The organism is Marinomonas primoryensis, from assembly GCF_013372285.1.
GTDB classification, from domain to species: domain Bacteria; phylum Pseudomonadota; class Gammaproteobacteria; order Pseudomonadales; family Marinomonadaceae; genus Marinomonas; species Marinomonas primoryensis.
This window is the reverse complement of record NZ_CP054301.1, coordinates 3586267-3604295: the sequence shown is the minus strand read 5'-3', so window position 1 is coordinate 3604295 and position 18029 is coordinate 3586267. Positions and strand designations below refer to the sequence as shown.

Annotated in this window: 17 protein-coding genes; 8 read left to right on the top strand and 9 right to left on the bottom strand. The window is 46.0% G+C overall.

Annotation, left to right across the window (positions count from 1 at the left end; genetic code table 11):
* Positions 1 to 42 precede the first annotated feature (42 nt).
* The 6 genes from MP3633_RS16790 (at position 43) to MP3633_RS16765 (ending at position 5854) form a co-directional block, all read left to right on the top strand.
* Positions 43 to 1032: a BMP family lipoprotein gene (locus MP3633_RS16790; protein ID WP_112134782.1), complete on the top strand. Its 990-nt coding sequence runs from the start codon at positions 43 to 45 to the stop codon at positions 1030 to 1032.
* Positions 1033 to 1236: 204 nt separating this feature from the next.
* Positions 1237 to 2787: an ABC transporter ATP-binding protein gene (locus tag MP3633_RS16785; protein WP_176336398.1), complete on the top strand. Its 1551-nt coding sequence runs from the start codon at positions 1237 to 1239 to the stop codon at positions 2785 to 2787.
* Complete coding sequence (locus MP3633_RS16780; RefSeq protein ID WP_112134780.1) at positions 2784 to 3881, top strand: ABC transporter permease; 1098 nt, start codon at positions 2784 to 2786, stop codon at positions 3879 to 3881. Before MP3633_RS16785 ends, MP3633_RS16780 begins: the two co-directional genes overlap by 4 nt.
* 9 nt (positions 3882 to 3890) lie before the next feature.
* Complete coding sequence (locus MP3633_RS16775; RefSeq protein WP_176336397.1) at positions 3891 to 4859, top strand: ABC transporter permease; 969 nt, start codon at positions 3891 to 3893, stop codon at positions 4857 to 4859.
* A gap of 1 nt (position 4860) precedes the next feature.
* Positions 4861 to 5271 (top strand): cytidine deaminase, encoded by a 411-nt coding sequence (locus tag MP3633_RS16770; RefSeq protein WP_176336396.1) that lies wholly within the window; start codon positions 4861 to 4863, stop codon positions 5269 to 5271.
* A gap of 199 nt (positions 5272 to 5470) precedes the next feature.
* Positions 5471 to 5854 carry a septal ring lytic transglycosylase RlpA family protein gene (locus MP3633_RS16765; protein ID WP_176336395.1) on the top strand — a complete coding sequence of 128 codons (384 nt, stop codon included), beginning with the start codon at positions 5471 to 5473 and terminating at the stop codon, positions 5852 to 5854.
* A 56-nt stretch (positions 5855 to 5910) separates the two neighbouring features.
* On the opposite strand, the gene MP3633_RS16760 is transcribed toward MP3633_RS16765, so the two are convergent.
* Complete coding sequence (locus MP3633_RS16760; RefSeq protein WP_176336394.1) at positions 5911 to 8319, bottom strand: bifunctional acetate--CoA ligase family protein/GNAT family N-acetyltransferase; 2409 nt, start codon at positions 8317 to 8319, stop codon at positions 5911 to 5913.
* Between the two features lie 155 nt (positions 8320 to 8474).
* Between MP3633_RS16760 and MP3633_RS16755 the strand changes: the two genes are divergently transcribed.
* Positions 8475 to 9398: a histone deacetylase family protein gene (locus MP3633_RS16755; protein ID WP_176336393.1), complete on the top strand. Its 924-nt coding sequence runs from the start codon at positions 8475 to 8477 to the stop codon at positions 9396 to 9398.
* Positions 9399 to 9401: 3 nt separating this feature from the next.
* Here the strand turns inward: MP3633_RS16755 and hxpB are convergent, their stop codons facing one another.
* From hxpB to MP3633_RS16720, 7 genes are all read right to left on the bottom strand, one after another.
* Positions 9402 to 10064 carry a hexitol phosphatase HxpB gene (hxpB, locus tag MP3633_RS16750; RefSeq protein WP_176336392.1) on the bottom strand — a complete coding sequence of 221 codons (663 nt, stop codon included), beginning with the start codon at positions 10062 to 10064 and terminating at the stop codon, positions 9402 to 9404.
* A 45-nt stretch (positions 10065 to 10109) separates the two neighbouring features.
* Complete coding sequence (locus tag MP3633_RS16745) at positions 10110 to 11177, bottom strand: GlxA family transcriptional regulator (RefSeq protein ID WP_176336391.1); 1068 nt, start codon at positions 11175 to 11177, stop codon at positions 10110 to 10112.
* Between the two features lie 183 nt (positions 11178 to 11360).
* A complete protein-coding gene (locus MP3633_RS16740; protein WP_176336390.1) occupies positions 11361 to 12512 on the bottom strand; it encodes a sulfate/molybdate ABC transporter ATP-binding protein in 1152 nt (383 codons plus the stop codon).
* Positions 12509 to 13396, bottom strand: coding sequence for a sulfate ABC transporter permease subunit CysW (cysW, locus tag MP3633_RS16735; RefSeq protein ID WP_112134767.1), 888 nt, complete (start codon positions 13394 to 13396; stop codon positions 12509 to 12511). Before cysW ends, MP3633_RS16740 begins: the two co-directional genes overlap by 4 nt.
* Positions 13397 to 13405: 9 nt before the next feature.
* A complete protein-coding gene (gene cysT / locus MP3633_RS16730) occupies positions 13406 to 14266 on the bottom strand; it encodes a sulfate/thiosulfate ABC transporter permease CysT (RefSeq protein ID WP_112134765.1) in 861 nt (286 codons plus the stop codon).
* A gap of 167 nt (positions 14267 to 14433) precedes the next feature.
* Entirely contained in the window at positions 14434 to 15447 is a 1014-nt protein-coding gene (gene cysP, locus MP3633_RS16725) for a thiosulfate ABC transporter substrate-binding protein CysP (protein ID WP_176336389.1), read from the bottom strand.
* Between the two features lie 151 nt (positions 15448 to 15598).
* Positions 15599 to 16501 (bottom strand): LysR family transcriptional regulator, encoded by a 903-nt coding sequence (locus tag MP3633_RS16720; RefSeq protein ID WP_176336388.1) that lies wholly within the window; start codon positions 16499 to 16501, stop codon positions 15599 to 15601.
* Between the two features lie 171 nt (positions 16502 to 16672).
* On the opposite strand from MP3633_RS16720, the gene MP3633_RS16715 reads away from it, so the two are divergent.
* Entirely contained in the window at positions 16673 to 17428 is a 756-nt protein-coding gene (locus tag MP3633_RS16715) for an SDR family NAD(P)-dependent oxidoreductase (protein ID WP_176336387.1), read from the top strand.
* Positions 17429 to 17589: 161 nt separating this feature from the next.
* Here the strand turns inward: MP3633_RS16715 and MP3633_RS16710 are convergent, their stop codons facing one another.
* Complete coding sequence (locus MP3633_RS16710; RefSeq protein WP_217909021.1) at positions 17590 to 17964, bottom strand: hypothetical protein; 375 nt, start codon at positions 17962 to 17964, stop codon at positions 17590 to 17592.
* Positions 17965 to 18029 lie beyond the last annotated feature (65 nt).

The window sequence follows — 18029 nt, the reverse complement described above, 5'->3', positions numbered from 1 at the left end:
TTAAACTGCCTAGATTCAATTACATATATAAGAGGAATTGGAATGAAAGGTGTCTTTTTTGCGTCCGTCACGGCTTTGGCCATCTCAGCAAGTATGGCTCAAGCAGCAGACCCTGCGGTTGTTTACGATCAAGCGGGTAAATTCGACAAATCTTTTAACGAAGGTGTTTACAACGGCGTTAAAAAATACACGACAGACAGCGGCATTCAGGTTCGAGAGTTTGAGCCTAAAAATGAAGCCCAAGTAGAGCAAGGTTTACGCCGTCTTGCCAAACGAGGTTACTCGCCAATCGTTACTGTTGGTTTCAATATGACATCTGCGGTTGAGAAAGTGGCGAAAGATTTCCCTAACATCAACTTTACGCTTATCGATGGTGTGATCGATCTTCCGAACGTTCAGTCTGTTATCTTTAAAGAGCATGAAGGATCATTCCTTGTGGGTGCTTTGGCTGCCATGGCGTCTAAAACCGACATGGTTGGTTTTATCGGCGGTATGGATATTCCTCTTATCCGTAAATTTGGCTGTGGTTATGAGCAAGGCGTTAAATACGCGTCTTCTAGCGCAACCGTTTTTCAAAATATGACAGGCTCTACTGGTGCAGCGTTTAACGATCCAACGAAAGGGTCTGAACTTGCTAAGAGTCAGTTCTCTAAAGGCGCAGATGTTGTATTTGCTGCCGCTGGTGGTACCGGCATCGGTGTGTATCAGGCTGCGAAAGATGAAGGTAAATTGGCCATTGGTGTTGATTCAAACCAAAACCATATTCAACCAGGCACAATGCTAACGTCTATGGTTAAGCGTGTAGATCAAGCCGCTTATAAAACATACAAAGACGCGGCAGCAGGTACTTGGAAGCCAGGTATGGTGGTTCTAGGTTTGGCTGAGGGCGGTGTTGATTGGGCGCTTGATGATAACAATGCAAGCCTCGTCTCAGCGGACATGAAAGCGAAGCTAAAAGACATTCGCGCTAAGATTGTTAGCGGTGACATAAAAGTCCATGACTACATGTCAGACAATACTTGTAACTATTAAGTTACATAGAAAAACAGTTGCCCGTTATTAGCGGGCAGCTGTTTTTTTTGCTCTAGTATTCTTACTGAATGATGCAGCGATGAATTTGGATTGCAGACATTGATTACTATGTAAAAGAAGTAGTAACAAAAAACATACTGAGTGTTTTTGCCCATGAGGTACATTGAGTGTGTTCCATTTTAAGCAGATGAATTACTTTTAGATATGACAAATAAAACAATGCCTTACGCAATTGAATTGCGCGATATCAGCAAACGCTTTGGTGCCGTTCAGGCCAACAAAGATATTTGCTTACAAGTTCCTGCAGGTACGATTCACGGCATTATTGGTGAAAACGGCGCGGGAAAGTCCACCTTGATGAGTATCATCTATGGCTTTTATGAAGCCGATACTGGGCACATAGAAGTGGATGGTAAGCGTGTCGATATACGCAGTTCCCAAGATGCCATCAATGCGGGTATAGGTATGGTGCATCAGCATTTCATGCTGGTTGAGAATTTTAGTGTGCTTGAGAATGTGATCTTGGGTGCAGAAGGCGGTGCCTTGTTGAAAAACGGCATAGACACGGCTCGTGTGGAATTGCAGCGCCTCGCAAAAGAATACAGTTTGGACATTGATGTAGACGCAATCGTTGAAGAACTTCCGGTTGGTTTGCAGCAGCGAGTTGAAATATTAAAAGCGCTTTATCGTGGTGCTCGTATCCTCATATTGGATGAGCCAACGGGTGTGTTAACCCCGCAAGAAGCGGATCATCTTTTCCGTATTCTTAAAGCGCTAAAAGATCAGGGTGTTACCGTATTGTTAATTACGCATAAATTGCGTGAGATTATGGCGTCTACGGACAATATTTCCGTGATGCGCCAAGGACAGATGGTCGCTCATCGTGAAACCTCACAGACAAATAAAGAGGAATTGGCTGAGTTAATGGTAGGTAAGAAAGTGCGCCTAACCGTAGACAAAGGCGACGCCAAGCCAAGTGATGTTTTCCTTTCTGCTCGAAACTTATCTTTGTTTGACAGCCAAGGCGTGAAGCGCTTGAAGAATGTAAGTTTAGAGCTTCGTGCGGGTGAAATTCTTGGCATTGCAGGGGTTTCTGGTAATGGCCAAAGTGAATTATTGAATGTACTTTCTGGCATTGAGCCAATGAGCGAAGGTGAAATTCACGTTGCTGGTCAGGTTATCACGGCGAAAGCGCCAAAAGATGCGGCTGAAATGCGTGAGCTTAAAATGGCACATGTTCCAGAAGATCGACATAAAATGGGCCTAGTAACCGGTTTTGAAGCTTATGAAGCCGCTGTACTCGGTTATCACAATTCTGAAGCTTATAACGGTAAAATTCTCATGCACCGCAAGGTCATGATTGATGAGTGTAGTGAGCGAATGGCTGCTTGGGATGTTCGGCCACCAAATCCACATTTGAAAACCGCAAATTTTTCGGGCGGTAATCAGCAAAAGATCGTTATTGCTCGTGAAGTCGAGCAGAACCCAGATATTCTCTTGATCGGCCAACCGACACGCGGTGTCGATATTGGGGCGATTGAAAATATACACGAACAGATTGTGAAACTAAGGGACTCAGGCAAAGCTATTTTGTTGGTCTCTGTTGAATTGGATGAAATTATGGCACTGAGTGATCGCATTTTAGTGATGTTTGATGGTGCGATTGTGGGCGAACTTGATGCAAAAGACGCTGACGAACGAACTTTGGGTCTAATGATGGCGAATGCTCACAACGAAGAAGAGGTGTCCGCATGAGTCAGGCGAAAGTTCCTGCTTGGGTCAACATGGCTCTTATCCCTATCCTTAATATTACACTCGCCTTTTTGGTTTCTGGTTTGGTGATCTTAGCCATCGGTGAAAACCCGCTCGAAGCCGCAGGCTATTTGATATACGGCGCTTTTGGTTACGATGAAGGGGTTGGTTATACTCTGTATTATGCGACAAACCTTATCTTTACCGGTTTGGCTGTATCGGTAGCTTTTAAAGGCGGCTTATTCAATATCGGTGGTGAAGGCCAAGCGTATATTGGTGGGTTGGGTGTTGGCTTGGTGTGTTTGTCCCTAGACAAAACCATGCCTTTTTATGTTATTGCACCTTTGGCGATTATTGGTGCGGGTGTCTTTGGTGCGGCTTGGGCGTATATCCCTGCGTATTTACAAGCGCGTCGTGGCAGCCACATCGTTATCACTACTATCATGTTTAACTTCATAGCCTCCTCTTTGATGGTTTACCTCATCGTTAACTGGTTAAAAGAAGACGGCCGTATGGCTCCGAATAGCCGCACGTTTGATGAAAATGCGTGGCTACCTTACCTGCATGAATTTTTATCGCCATTGGGTATTGAAATAGGTGATTCACCGCTTAACTTTGCTTTTGTGATTGCTTTGATCTGTTGTGTGCTTGTTTGGGCATTACTCTGGCATACGCGCTGGGGTTATCAGTTGCGTACGTTGGGAACCAACCCGACAGCGGCGCGCTACGCAGGCATCGATACCGCTAAAGTGACCATTTGGGCGATGCTCATTTCTGGTGGTTTAGCGGGTTTTGTTGGCATCAACGAAATCATGGGTGTAAACCACAGTTTGTTGCTTAACTTCACTGCGGGTTATGGCTTTGCGGGCATTGCCGTTTCTTTGATGGGACGTAATCATCCGGTTGGTATCATTCTGGCCGCCATACTGTTTGGTGCCTTGTATCAAGGCGGGGCTGAGTTGGCGTTTGAAATTCCGACGATCACACCTGAAATCGTAGTCGTTATTCAAGGTTTGGTTATTTTATTCTCTGGTGCGCTTGAACACATGTTTAAAGATCGTATCGAAGGCTTTTTTATTCGCAGAGCGGTAGCGTAGGGAAAAAATATGTTTGAAACATTGATACTTATGTTAGACGCAACGATGCGGGTGTCTACTCCTTTGATTTTTGCTGCGTTAGCGGGTTTGTATTCCGAGCGAGCTGGCATTGTTGATATTGGCTTAGAAGGTAAAATTCTAGGCAGTGCTTTTGCGGCAGCGGCGGGAGCGGCGGTATTTGGATCGGCTTGGATCGGTTTGTGTTTTGGTATTATGGCGTCTGTTTCATTGGCGATGGTTCACGGCTTTGCATGTATTACACACCGAGGCGATCATATCGTCTCAGGTGTAGCGATTAATACAATAGTGGCAGGGCTAACAGTAACCTTATCGATGGACTGGTTCGGTATGGGTGGTCAAACACCGACGTTGTCTGGAGACTCGCGCTTCTTATCCATTACCTTACCTTTTGCTGATGCTTTGGCTGATGTGCCTGTGATTGGTCTGATCTATTCCGAACTACTCAGCGGTCATAATATTTTGGTTTATCTGGCTTTTGCGATGGTGCCTGTGACCTATTGGGCAATTTACAAAACACGTTTTGGTTTACGTCTTCGCGCTGTGGGTGAAAACCCACATGCGGTGGATACTGCGGGTATTTCGGTGGCCTTCATTCGTTATCGTGCCTTGATTATTTGTGGCATCTTGTGTGGCATCGCCGGAGCGTATTTATCGACGGCTCATAATGCCGGTTTCTTGAAAGACATGAGCGCAGGTAAAGGTTATATGGCGCTGGCGGCGCTGATTTTCGGTAAATGGCGTCCTGTTCCCGTGTTGCTTGCCTGTTTGCTGTTTGGCTTCTTAGACGCTGTTGCTATTCGTATGCAAGGGGTGGTGATTCCTGGCATTGGCGAAGTACCCGTTCAGGCAATCGAAGTATTACCGTATGTATTAACGGTATTGTTATTGGCGGGTTTCATCGGCAAAGCCGTTGGGCCAAAAGCCATCGGGCGCCCCTATGTGAAAGAGCGAGCCTAATATGTCTAATGTAAAGCAAAGTGAAAATCTGATCGAGCTTGCCAAAAATGCGATGAGTAAGGCGTATGTTCCTTACTCTCATTTTCAGGTTGGTGCGGCCATTTTAACCAAGAGTGGTAAATTTTACTCTGGTTGTAATGTTGAAAATGCGGCGTATCCAGAAGGGACTTGTGCTGAAGCCGGTGCGATTGCGTCTATGGTTCTTGATGGCGAAACACAAATCAAAGATATTTATGTGATTGGTCATGGCGATGCTTTGGTCACACCTTGTGGAGGCTGCCGTCAGAAGATCCGTGAATTTTCTTCCGCTGATACCATGATTCATATTTGTGGTGCGCAAGGCGTACGCAAAACCCTCTCAATGGAAGCATTGTTACCGTTTTCGTTTGGGCCTGAAAACCTTAAACAGTAAAAAAGAGACAACAAAACAGAGAACAGCAAGCCAGCTAAGGTTTGGTGTGAGTATCAAAAAACCACGTTTAACGTGGTTTTTTTGTTTTTGTGTACTTTTTATCGACAGAAACAAGACAGAGGTAGGGTCGATAAGCAAACATGTAATCGAGTAATATGACCCTTTGTAATTAAGACGACCAAAAGGAAAAGAAAATACAATGCGAAAAATCAGTATCTTGTGTTGGGTTATGTTGTCGCTTGTTTTGACAGCCTGTGCGAGTGGCCCTATTAGTCGATCTGACTCAAAGGGCTTTGAAGAAAGCGGCGAAGCCAGTTATTACGCAATGAAATATCAAGGGCGAAAAACCGCCAGTGGTGAATTGTTTGATCAAAAAGCCATGACGGCCGCCCATAAACGTTTGCCTTTTGGTTCTAAAGTCAAAGTGACGAACATCGCGAATGGTAAGAGTGTTGTGGTGCGGGTTAATGACCGTGGGCCGTTCGTAAGAGGTCGTATTATCGACTTGAGTAAATCGGCATTTCAGCGAATCGGCAATACGCGTTCTGGTGTTATTAAGGTTGAAATCGAAGTTTTACGTTGAGACCTTTGCACAACGACTTCGCTCGTGACATTGTGAAAAAGGTCTCGGTTCTATTATTAGGAAGTGTCTCGGCATTTTTCAAGCAAGGTTGGCGTGAGTTTGATGGTGACGATCATTTGTCCGAAGTCATCTTCATCACGTTTGATGCTGAATCCAAGATGACGACAGAAATCGAGCATGTGTTTATTTTCCGCCAAAACGATGCCTTTCATGACCCTAATGCCTTTGTCAGCGGCGACTTGAAACAGCTGTCGCATTAGGTAAGAAGCCAATCCTAGACCTTGGAACTCATCCCCCAATACCACGGCAAACTCACAGCTCTGGTCATCAAAATTATCGATATAGCGCGCCGTGCCAATCAGCAAATCTTGCCCATCTCGATGAATGACCGCCAGTAGCGCCATTTCACGGTCGTAATCGATGTGCGACATGCTGGAGAGCATGCGCGGTGTCAGTTCTTCGATATTTGATATAAAGCGAAAATAACGTGTTTCATGGGACATGCTGCGAACGAAGTCTGCGAGGATTCCTGAATCCCGAGGTAACACCGGTCTCACGGTGGCGACGTCATTATTTTTCAGTAGATGTTCTGACACCCATTGCCTTGGATAAGGGTGAATCGCAAGGTGTTCATAACGTCGCCAATTCTTACAAGAGCGCAGATTGGCGGTGACATTCGCATACACACTGCCACTGTCGTGAATCCTCACATCGGCCAATTCTAAATGTTCAATTTCTGGTAACTCACACACCATGGTCGATAAGTTGCGCAGCAAGCTTTCTAGTTCAAACGACGCTTCGTCGGGAAAAGCTCGCTGGATTAAGTCTTTGGCCAAAATGGTATTAAGCGGTGGTAAGGCGACGGCTTCGGCTTGTTTGTGTTGTTGAGCGCCTTCTAACGACAAGCCAATAGCAGGACCAAAGACGGCGTCTTGGAATACCCGTAAATGAACCGGTGCAGACAACTGATGAGAAGCCTGACGGCGAGAAATTAAGCGAATGTGGAACAACTCAAAAGTCTCACGCAGTTCATCGGCGTGTGGCGTGTGTTGGCCGCTTTTGAGGAATTGATTCAGCGTTTGAGTTGCTTCAGACACATCAATTTTAAAACGAAACGCATGGCTGTCTGGGGTTTGTTTGGCGAGTAACTGATTGCGTTGGAATTGTACTAAAAATTGAAAGCCTTCGATGGCCGTTTCTGGGGTTCGAAATGTTGGAATGCCCGCTTCATTAATGCGCGTACGCATTTTGGTCATGTTACCGCCGCCAAGCAAACACACCATCACCAGTTTCTTCTGGGTGCGGTGCAGTTGGGTAATCAAATCGTATAAAGAATCTATATCGATCAAAGCTGTTGGACTCAAGGTAAGCAGCACCGCGCCGCATTCTTGGCTACTAAGGGCGTCTGCAGCGAGGTCAATAAACAAGTCCGTTGCGCAACTTGCCCAGACGGTGGTGACAGGGCCAATACCACCGCGCCCGGCCATGGTAGATTCCAGTTTATCGCGTAATTCGCCTTGTGGACTGAGTAAGTCGATATCGAGCTCTATCGCACGTTGTGCGGCCAGTTCACCCGGACCAGCGCCGTTGCCGATAATTAATAGTGATCCGTCTTTAACGCGACGGGCGTTGGTCATGACCGACGCGGCAGCAATCAAATCATTTAAGCGACGACCACGCACAGCACCCGTTCGGCTCAGGGCCGCATCTAATACTCGCTCATCGGCGCCGATAGAGTGTTCTGTCACCACGGCAACTGGCTTACTTCGCCCCGTGGCTCGCAGGCTACTAAGGAAACGCGTTGGTCGACCTATTTTTTGTAAATACATCAAGATGGCTTGGCTGTCGAAATCGGTGGATAAATAATCCAAAACTTGCGATGGCATCACGTCGACCGGTGTGCCCATCGACACGACTTGAGAGAAGCCAATGCCTTGCCATGTCGCCCAATCGACTAAAGCACTGGCAACGGTGCCAGATTGGGACATCAGCGCCAACCTTCCGGGCAATGGCTGCGTTAAACCCAACCAAGCGAATACGCCTTGCTTGGGTCGACAAACACCGAAGCTGTTGGGGCCGAGTAAGCGCACATTGTGCTGGCGTAACACTTCGACTAACGTGTCTTCTGGCTCGCTGGTCCAAGACAGCATTAATAAAGAGCCAATGCCAGCCTGACCACACGACGCAATAATGTCTTCCATTGAGGTGTTTGAATAGGTGCCGACGAGCACCGCTAGATCAGGGCTTTTTGGTAATGCATCCAGTGTTGAGAATAGAGGAAAAGAGAAGGGTGTTGTCGGTTCGATGCCAACTAAGCTAATAGGGCATTTTTTGCCAGTACTGACTTTTTCAGCCTTAGACAAAGACTGCAACAGGGCCAGCATCAGGGGGTCTTGAGCGTCTTCCCCTGTCAAAATTACCATCGACGTTGGGGCGAGTAGCGGTTGCAAGGCATGTTGGCTCACTCGATATTCTCCTGATGCGTAATAAGTATTTTATGACAGTAGCACAGTCTGCTTAAAGACGAATTGTAGACCATGGTAGGGTAGACTGTCTTTGTGCTTTTATGGCTTTATACTGGACGATTAAAGACAATAATAAGAACCCATTTGGATATGACATGACGACCGCCTATATCACACACACGTATTGCGACAAGCATGACATGGGAGACGATCATCCCGAATCTCCGCAACGGCTTGGTGCAATCCAGAACCGTTTGATCACGGGGCAGTTGATGGACTTTCTACGTCGTCTTGAAGCGACGCCCGCTACTCGCGAGCAGCTTATTGCAACGCATGATCAAGCGTATGTAGACTCTATCTTTGCCCGAGCGCCAGAAGAAGGGCATTTAGAAATTGAGCCGGAAACCTTGATGATGCCGCACACATTAGACGCCGCGTTGTTCGCAGCAGGGTCGGTTGTTCAAGCAGTGGATTTGGTGATGGCAGGCGAGATGGATAATGCTTTTTGCGCGATTCGTCCACCGGGCCATCATGCCGAATACGACAAGGCCATGGGCTTCTGTTTTTTTAATAACATCGCAGTGGGGGCTCGCCATGCAGTGCGTCATCATGGGTTAGAGCGAGTTGCCATCGTAGATTTTGATGTTCACCATGGTAATGGTACGGAAGACATTTTTAAAGATGATCCAAACGTGCTTTATGCGTCTAGCTACCAACACCCGTTTTATCCTTACAGCGATCCGGGCGCTTCCCACGACAATATTTTACACATGCCGCTTGAAGCAGGTTCTGGTAGTGACGCCTTTCAAGCCATCATCACAGAGCAACTATTACCGGCCTTGGATGCGTTCAAACCTCAGCTTGTGATGATTTCAGCAGGCTTTGATGCGCACAAAGAAGACCCAATGGGACAACTTAGATTGAGTGAATCAGACTTTACTTGGATCACAGACCGTTTGATGGACGTGGCAGAACGTCATTGCGAAGGAAAAGTCGTATCTGTGCTAGAAGGAGGTTACAACATCGATGCATTAGGCCGCGCCGCGTTTTGCCATATTAAAAGCTTGATGAAACTTTGATGCTCATTTTTGAGGTAACAACGCTTTCCCCATAGACTGATTAAATTCAGTCAGGCTTCGTAGCTTGAGTGCTGCAAGGTCAAATTTTGTATGGTTGAACTCGTCAGTATGCGGAATGGCGATTGGCTGAATGCCAGCCGCTAATGCAGCTTTTATACCGCCGAGTGAATCCTCAAAGGCTATGCATTGGTCTGCGTTGATGTTGAGTTTTGCTAATGTGAGCTGATAAACGTCTGGGGCCGGTTTCCCTTGGCTTACTTCTTCTGCTGATGTGTAAGTCATAAAATAGTCAGCAATATCTAAACGCTGTAGTACGCTTGGAATGATGCTTTTGGGTGAATTCGTTGCCAGACCAATCTTTATATCGGCTTGCTGTAGTGAGATCAGCAAATCATGAACGCCGCTCATTGCCTTGCCTTGAGTCTCGATCAGATATTTGACTCGCTCAACAACGCGATTTTCTATTGCCTTAAGAGAAACGCCTTCCCACGGTTGTTTTGCATACCAAAATTCAGTGACTTCTTTGGTTGTCATTGCAGCGGTGAGTCCCGCTAAATCCGGTGAAACATTCACTCCAACCGACGTAAATACATCGTACTCTGCCTGTTTCCAGAACGGCTCTGAATCTATCAGTAATCCATCCATATCAAAAATGACGGCTTGCATTGTTACCTACTTTTTTGGCTATTTAATAGAGTGTGCTGACGACATTTAATTTTGGCTAGCTTGAGAGGTGCGGCGTGTATCAATTGGAGACTTACCAAAAAAACGATGGTAAGTGCGACTGAAGTGGGCCGAACTGACGAAGCCACAGGCAACAGAAACTTCAAATATACTTAAGTTGGACTGTTGTATCAGCTGGCGAGCGTGCGTTAGGCGATGTTCCATATAATAACGCGCAGGAGTGACGCCTACATTGCTCTTAAATAGCCTCTCGATTTGTCGTCGAGAAATACCGACGAGTTGCGCTAGTTCATCGATGCTTAATGGGTCTTCAATATTGCTTTCCATCAACAAAATGGCTTCTTTAATACAATTTGGGATGTGTGGCTCGGACATTAAAAAATGGTTAGTGACTTTAGTATTTGTACTAGTGGATCGGTCCGAACCAATCACTTCTGCGACAGCCTGAGAATAGTCTGTTCCATAAGAGGTGGTAATGAAATGAAGCATCATATCTAGGGCGCTGTTGGGGCCTGAGGAGGTTAACAAGGTGCCTTCTTCTGTGAAAACGGATGTTGATAGACTTAAGGCAGGAAAGCGTTCTTCCATAATGGCTTTGTTGTCTTGATGAATGGAAATAGTATTTCCTGTCTGTATTCTGCTATCAGCAATATAAAAACTACCGTTCCAGAGTCCCATGATGGTTGCGTTTAATTGTGCTGCTTTGGCTATTTTTTTATTCAGTAATGGTTCGGATTTAAGCGCGCTACGAAAGCCTCCGCAAATTACCAAAATGGAATCTTTACTTATTTCTATATCTTGTATGTTACCGTCGGTTGCCAACGAGATAGAGACATCCGACAGTGCTTTTTGGTCGTGTAAACTGTAGGTTTTACATTCATAAATCGGATTGTCATGAACCATGTTAAGGGTGACTAGGGTGTCTAACGCAACAGAAAAACACGACATGGAAAAATGATCGAGAAGAACAAAATTTGCTCTTCTTGGTGGTGTAGAAGAATTTTTGGTAAGTGTTGAATTAGTAAAAGCAAGATTTGTGCGTTTTAGGTGGCTTTGAAAGTGTGATGTGCCTAGCTTATTACTTGCTTCTAACATGCCTTAAATCCCGCTCTAATTTTATCGACACAATATCGCATATCTAAGGCAAAATAAATGCCGGGGTATGCCACGAATGCTTGTTAGAGTATTTTGGGTGAACGATGAGAAATGGAGATGCGTTTTTTGTTAGATAAAAAATTTAGGAGCAACACGACTCGTGTCGCTCCTGTATCGATTGAATTAGGCCTTTTCTGTTGTAATGATTTTTTCCGTTTCCCAATTCAATAACACCGGTTTTTTTGCGTCTTCGGCGAAAAAATAGCCTGCTTTGGGTGTGACATAAACGGTTTGGCCTTTTTCGAAGCAGTTCTTGTCGAAGGCTTTATGAGGTAAATCAATTTCCCATATTTCTTTGCTGTGCCAATCAATTGGTGTTAGCTCAAGGCGAACTTCGGCACCAATTGGGTTAATAGCAATTACGCGCAATGGCAAGTTCGCTTGAGCTGTTGGTTCTTTTGAAACGAAAAATTCATGCGAGCGAATGTACAGCTGACCACTTTTCTTTTCAGCGCTGTTTTGTCCGACACTTTTTTGCCCGATAGAGTCAGGCAAAACAATGTTCGCTTGCTGATTATGCCACTTACCGTTTTCAATCTTGCCTTCAAAAACATTGGCATTGCCTAGAAAATCAAACACAAAGCGGCTGTTCGGTGACGCGTAAAGTGCGCCCGGTTGATCGATCTGTTCGATGTGTCCGTTACTCATCACCACAACGCGATCAGACAGCTCCAGCGCCTCTTCTTGATCGTGGGTGACGAACACACTTGTGAACCCTAACTCTTCGTGTAATCCGCGTAACCAGCGACGTAGTTCTTTGCGGACTTTTGCGTCTAAGGCGCCAAAAGGTTCATCTAGTAACAGTACTTCTGGTTGTGTTGCCAAAGCTCTTGCCAAGGCAATACGCTGTTTTTGACCACCAGAAAGCTGCGATGGGAAACGGTTAGCAAGGTGAGCAAGCTGCACCATGTCCAATAAATGCATGACACGTTTTTGTATTTCAGAAACGCTTGGGCGTTCTTTACGAGGCAAGACTTCCAGCCCAAAAGCCACGTTATCGGCAACCGTCATATGACGAAAAAGTGCGTAGTTTTGGAATACAAAACCGACGCGACGATCACGCACGTGCAAGTTGGTGACATCTCGGTCGCCAAATTGAATACGCCCTGTGTCTGCGCCTTCTAATCCAGCAATGATACGCAACAGCGTGGTTTTCCCGGACCCAGACGGGCCAAGCAAACCGATCATTTCGCCTTCGTTGATATCCAATGACAAAGGTGACAAGGCTTGAAAGTGCCCGAATTTTTTGGAAATGTTTTCAATCAAAATACTCATTGTGTCACCTGTCTTTCTTTTTCTGCTTCAATTTTTAAACTGCGTTCCTGACGCCATTCGATAAAGGCTTTCAGTAGCAGTGTGAGTAAGGCAATCATCGCCAATAGCGAGGCGCTGGCAAAGGCCGCAGCGGCTTGGTAATCCTCGTATTGCAATTGAACGTGCAGCGGCAAGGTGTTGGTTTCGCCACGAATATTGCCCGATATCACGGACACCGCGCCGAATTCTCCGACGGCACGGGCGTTGGTCAGAATTACCCCGTAGATCAGTGCCCATTTGATATTGGGTAAGGTGACGCGGCGGAATAATTGCCAGCCAGAAGCGCCCAAAATGACCGCCGCTTCTTCGTCTTCTCGACCTTGTTGTTGCATTAGAGGAATTAATTCACGCGCCACAAATGGACAAGTGACAAACACGGTGACCATAACAATCCCCGGCCACGCGAACATTAACTGGATGTCTTGGTCATAAAGCCACGAGCCAATCCAGCCATTGTTACCGTACAGCAACAGATACAGTAAACCCGCCACGACGGGCGAGACGGCAAAAGGAATGTCCATCAAGGTCATTAAAATTTTACGACCGGGGAACTCAAAGCGGGTCACTGACCACGCCAACATGACGCCGAATACCAGATTGATTGGCACGGTGAGCGCTGCTACTACAAGGGTTAAACCAATGGCGTGCAGCGTATCGGCTTCCAACAGACTATTGAAATAATGCGCGGCGCCTTCCACAAAGGCTTGCTGGAAAATAGCGATAAGCGGCACAACCAGCAATATCACGGTTAAAAATAAGGTAAAGCCAATTAACAGGCCTTTGACCCAGGGGCTGTCCCCGACTCTGAGCTGGTGGCGTTGTCCGGGTGCTTGGTGAGAAGACATAATATATTCCTAGCTGCGTCCGTGAAGGCGACGTAAATAACGCGCTTGCCAGATGTTGATGGCGAACAAGAGGATAAGCGACGCCATCAACACAACCGACGCAATGGCGCTGGCCGCAGGGAAGTCGAACTCTTGTAAGCTGACGAAAATCATCAAAGAGGTAATCTCACTGACGTATGGCATGTTGCCAGCGATAAAAATGACCGCGCCAAATTCCCCTAAACTGCGAGTGAATGACAAGGCAATGCCTGTCATAAGCGCTGGCCACAAAGCCGGAAAAATCACGCGACGAAACACAGACCAATCGGACGCACCTAGCGTCATGCCAGCTTCCTCCTCTTCGGGCGACAGTTCTTCCAAAACGGGTTGAACGGTTCTGACCACAAACGGAATACTGGTGAATGCCATGGCAAGTACAATGCCCCACGGTGTGTAGGCTACTTTAATGCCGATGCTTTCAAGTATTTGTCCGTACCAGCCATTTTGAGCATACAAGGTTGCCAAGGTGATACCGGCAACGGCGGTTGGCAAGGCAAAAGGCAAATCCACCAAAGCGTCTAGAATACGACGGCCAGGAAATTCATAGCGTACTAACACCCAAGCGAGCAAGAGGCCAAAAAAGCCATTGAAAAGAGACGCTATCAACGCGGCCCATAAGGTGACTTTATAACTGGCGACAACACGTTCATCGCTGATGACTTGCCAGTATCGATCCCAGCCCATATCGACGGACTGCATAACCAGACCAGTCATGGGTAAGAGCAGAATCAAACTGATAAAAAGCAGGGAAGTCCCTAAGCTTAAACTCAGACCGGGAAGTACTCGTTTATGACGAGGTCGCGTGTCAGCCACGCTAAGTTGAGTTGCCATTTACTTGCCTATGTTTTAGCAATGAAAGTGTTGCGGTGAACGCCAAGATCCAATAAAAAAGAGTGACTTTAAAAAGACTTTCTTTAAAAGCTCTTTTAAAAGGCACTCTGTAAAGACAGAAAGGCCGAATACGCAAGCGTATCCGGCTTATTCGATCCGTCTACTGTTTAGCGACGTTGAAGTTGGTCTAGTTTACCACCATTCTTGAAGATTTCTTTAGTGGCTTTTGGCCAGCCACCGGCAATCTCTTCGACGGTTAATAAAGTTACTTCCGGGAACTTGTCAGCAAATTCTGCTTTTACGACATCGTTATGAACGCGGTAGTTAAAGCTAGCAAGAAGACGCTGTGATGCTTCGCTGTACAAGTAGTTTAAGTACTCATGAGACACCTTTTCTGTACCATTCTTTTTCGCATTTTTTGCGACAACCGCCACTGGGAACTCGGCCAAAATAGACGTTTTAGGAACCACTACCTCATACTTGTCTGCACCGTATTGATTACGGATGTTATTGACTTCCGATTCGAAGGTAATCAATACATCACCAATGCCACGTTCAACGAACGTGGTGGTTGCGCCACGGCCACCGGTATCAAAAACAGCCACGTTTTTCAGAAAAGTGCCTAGGAAATCGTCAATTTTAGCGTCGTTGTCTTTGCCGAAGGTTTTTTGTGCGTAACCTTGTGCGGCTAGATAAGTGTAACGGCCGTTACCCGATGTTTTAGGGTTTGGAAAAACCAGTGCTACATTGTTACGTGCTAGATCGCCCCAGTTTTGGATATTTTTTGGGTTGCCTTTACGAACAAGAAACGCCGTCGTGGAGTAATAAGGTGAGCTAGCGTTCGGAAATGCAGTTTTCCAGTTTGCTGGAATCATCTTCGCTCTGTCATGCAGCACTTGTACGTCTGTAACTTGGTTAAAGGTTACGACGTCTGCTTGCAGGCCGTTCATGATGGCATTGGCTTGTTTTGAAGAGCCAGCGTGAGACTGTTTGATTTCGATGGTTTTACCGGTGGTTTCTAACCAGTGTTTTTCGAACGTAGGATTGTAAGTTGCGAACAATTCACGAGCGATGTCGTAAGAGGTGTTCAGAATAGTTTGATCCGCAGCCGACGCTTGAACGGCTCCGCTCAATAATAGTGTGCCAACAATGGCTTTTAAAAAACGTGGTGTAGACTTCATAATATCCTCGGTGTAATAACGGTTATTCTCAATATGAGGGTAGATTACTTAAAAGATTTAGTTATTACAACGGGACTATATAAACTTTTTTGGAATATGCATAAAGCGTTTTTCGAAACAGTTTTTTTCCAATGATCTGATTAAAATGCCTTTATCCTTTGTGGCTTTTTATCATGATGGATTGCAGCCAATCCATAAAAACAATTAAACGTTTGGGTGGTTGTCGGCGTGATGGATAAAGCAAAGAAACGGGCATCGGTTCGGCTTCGTATTGAGGCAACACCATAATAAGTAAGCCTTCTTCGATCAAGTTTTCTACGCCAATAGTTGGGATTTGAGCAATGCCAAGTCCAAATAAACAGGCGTTCAAATACGTGTCGGTGCCATTCACGGCCAAGCTGCTCGGCATGGACTCTTGCTTTACTTTCCCATCTTCCATGTATTCAAATTGAGCATCGAGATTGCCCAGAGTGTGGGAATACTCAATCAGTTTGTGGTTGGCGAGCTCTGCGAGTGTTTGAGGAATACCAAACTTCTCTACGTAGTTTGGTGATACACAGTTGAGGCTTCTGTAGTGCGTTAATGGTCGAGCGATCAAACTACTGTCGTCCAGTTCGCCCACTCGAATTACGCAATCTATGCCTTCTTTGATTGGATCGACTCGATAATCTGCGCTGCTGATTTTTAAACGAATGTTTGGGTAGTTCTCGATGAAGTCGGCGAGATGAGGAATTACCACGGTAGTTGCAAAACGGCTAGGCATGTCGACTCTGAGTACGCCGCGAACATCATCTGGGTTTCGTCGAAATTGGCTTCCGACAGCGTCTAATTCTGCCAGTAGTGTTTGGCATTGAGGCAAGTAGGTTTCGCCATCTTGAGTTAAGGTGATACTGCGCGTGCTACGATGAAAGAGCCGAGTGCCTAGGGATTTTTCGAGCCCTTGCACCGCACTGGAAATACTTGATTTTGGTAAGCCAAGTGCGTCGGCGGCTTTAGTAAAGCTACCAAATTGAGCGACCAAAACAAAACGTTGCATGGCTTCAAGCTTGTCCATCGTTCCCACCTCGTTCGTTTAATGCGAACAATGTTATCACTTCTAGCACGTTTATCGACAACAATAAACTTCCTATTCTATGCACAGTGTTGAGAGCCAGTGCTGAGTGCCAACTTGGCTTCGCAGCGACATTGCCCCGACATATCCCGAAAAAGTAGAGTGGAGAAAACGATGAACAAGTTAGCAATTATTACTGGTGGTAGCCGTGGTTTAGGCAGAAGCAGCGCGTTGGCATTGGCGGAAAAAGGGGTAGATGTATTATTCACCTACCACAGCAACCGCGAAGCAGCACAAGAGGTGGTTGAAGCCATTAAACAAAAAGGGCAGAAAGCCTTTGCTGCTCAACTGGATACACGAGATGTGGCGGTGTTTACTGAATTTACTCAGCAAATTAAAGGCATACTCAATCAAGAATTTGGTCGTGATGATGTTGATTATTTACTCAACAACGCCGGTACAGGGTTACACGCCAGCATAGAAGAAACCACGTACGAAGAGCTGGAAGACATGTTGGCGATTCATGTCAAAGGCCCGTTCTTTTTAACGCAAGCCTTGTTACCGTTCATCAAAGACGGCGGTCATATTTTGAATGTGTCGTCGGGTCTGGCGCGTTTTAGCTTGCCGGGTTCTGCCGCCTACGCCATGGCCAAAGGAGCAGTAGAAGTGATGACGCGCTATATGGCGAAAGAGTTCGCAGCGCGACAAATTCGAGTGAATACCATTGCACCCGGTGCAATCGCCACAGATTTCCGTGATGGCAACATTCGCGACAATCAACAAATGAACCAAATGGTGTCATCGATTACGGCGTTGGGTCGTGTGGGCGAAGCGGACGATATTGGCGGTGTGGTTGGGTTGTTCTTCAGTCAAGAAGCGGGCTGGATGACAGGACAGCGAATTGAAGCGTCTGGCGGCATGTTTTTGTAAGATGCACGGTAAAGCTACACTTTATTTTAGGCTGCCTTTCATTCTTGGATTTAAGCATTGGATAAAGTAGAGGCTGAGTAGCAGTATCATTGCTATTGGTTAACTCGTATGGCGCAGCGTTGAAAAAGAGAAACGATCCTAAAGATGTTTCTCTTTTTTTATTAGCCAAGATTGAGTTGAATTAAAGTGTAAGTATAAAGTGCAGCACAAATGGCGAGCGCAAAGAGCGCTAGATAATGCAGTATTTTTGGGCATGCGGTTTGATAGGTTTGAACCATGGTCTTCAAAGTTGAAGGCCATTTATCTATCTTAAGTAACGGCATGCTGGTAAACACCATCAATAAACCGGAAATAAACGCGGCGTTTCCCCAAAACTCGCCAAGATGCTGAGATCCATGCCAAGCAAAATTCCACACGCCAGCCAACAAAGCCCAGAGGGCAAGCTCACCTTGGTGTTTCTGCAGCCAAGCCCGCAAAGGATTGGGAACCGACATTAAGAGAATCAACAGCATAGAAACCGTCACAACAAACCCCATTATTTCTTCCTCATCAAGTGCGTAAATAATCAATTGGTTATTAGACGGTATGAGAGCCACTTTAT

Coding starts and splice junctions, on each gene's coding strand:
- MP3633_RS16790 (WP_112134782.1), top strand. CDS start 43: ATGAAAGGTGTCTTTTTTGCGTCCGTCACGGCTTTGGCCATCTCAGCA.
- MP3633_RS16785 (WP_176336398.1), top strand. CDS start 1,237: ATGACAAATAAAACAATGCCTTACGCAATTGAATTGCGCGATATCAGC.
- MP3633_RS16780 (WP_112134780.1), top strand. CDS start 2,784: ATGAGTCAGGCGAAAGTTCCTGCTTGGGTCAACATGGCTCTTATCCCT.
- MP3633_RS16775 (WP_176336397.1), top strand. CDS start 3,891: ATGTTTGAAACATTGATACTTATGTTAGACGCAACGATGCGGGTGTCT.
- MP3633_RS16770 (WP_176336396.1), top strand. CDS start 4,861: ATGTCTAATGTAAAGCAAAGTGAAAATCTGATCGAGCTTGCCAAAAAT.
- MP3633_RS16765 (WP_176336395.1), top strand. CDS start 5,471: ATGCGAAAAATCAGTATCTTGTGTTGGGTTATGTTGTCGCTTGTTTTG.
- MP3633_RS16755 (WP_176336393.1), top strand. CDS start 8,475: ATGACGACCGCCTATATCACACACACGTATTGCGACAAGCATGACATG.
- hxpB (WP_176336392.1), bottom strand. CDS start 10,064: ATGCAAGCCGTCATTTTTGATATGGATGGATTACTGATAGATTCAGAG.
- MP3633_RS16745 (WP_176336391.1), bottom strand. CDS start 11,177: ATGTTAGAAGCAAGTAATAAGCTAGGCACATCACACTTTCAAAGCCAC.
- MP3633_RS16740 (WP_176336390.1), bottom strand. CDS start 12,512: ATGAGTATTTTGATTGAAAACATTTCCAAAAAATTCGGGCACTTTCAA.
- cysW (WP_112134767.1), bottom strand. CDS start 13,396: ATGTCTTCTCACCAAGCACCCGGACAACGCCACCAGCTCAGAGTCGGG.
- cysT (WP_112134765.1), bottom strand. CDS start 14,266: ATGGCAACTCAACTTAGCGTGGCTGACACGCGACCTCGTCATAAACGA.
- cysP (WP_176336389.1), bottom strand. CDS start 15,447: ATGAAGTCTACACCACGTTTTTTAAAAGCCATTGTTGGCACACTATTA.
- MP3633_RS16720 (WP_176336388.1), bottom strand. CDS start 16,501: ATGGACAAGCTTGAAGCCATGCAACGTTTTGTTTTGGTCGCTCAATTT.
- MP3633_RS16715 (WP_176336387.1), top strand. CDS start 16,673: ATGAACAAGTTAGCAATTATTACTGGTGGTAGCCGTGGTTTAGGCAGA.
- MP3633_RS16710 (WP_217909021.1), bottom strand. CDS start 17,964: ATGGGGTTTGTTGTGACGGTTTCTATGCTGTTGATTCTCTTAATGTCG.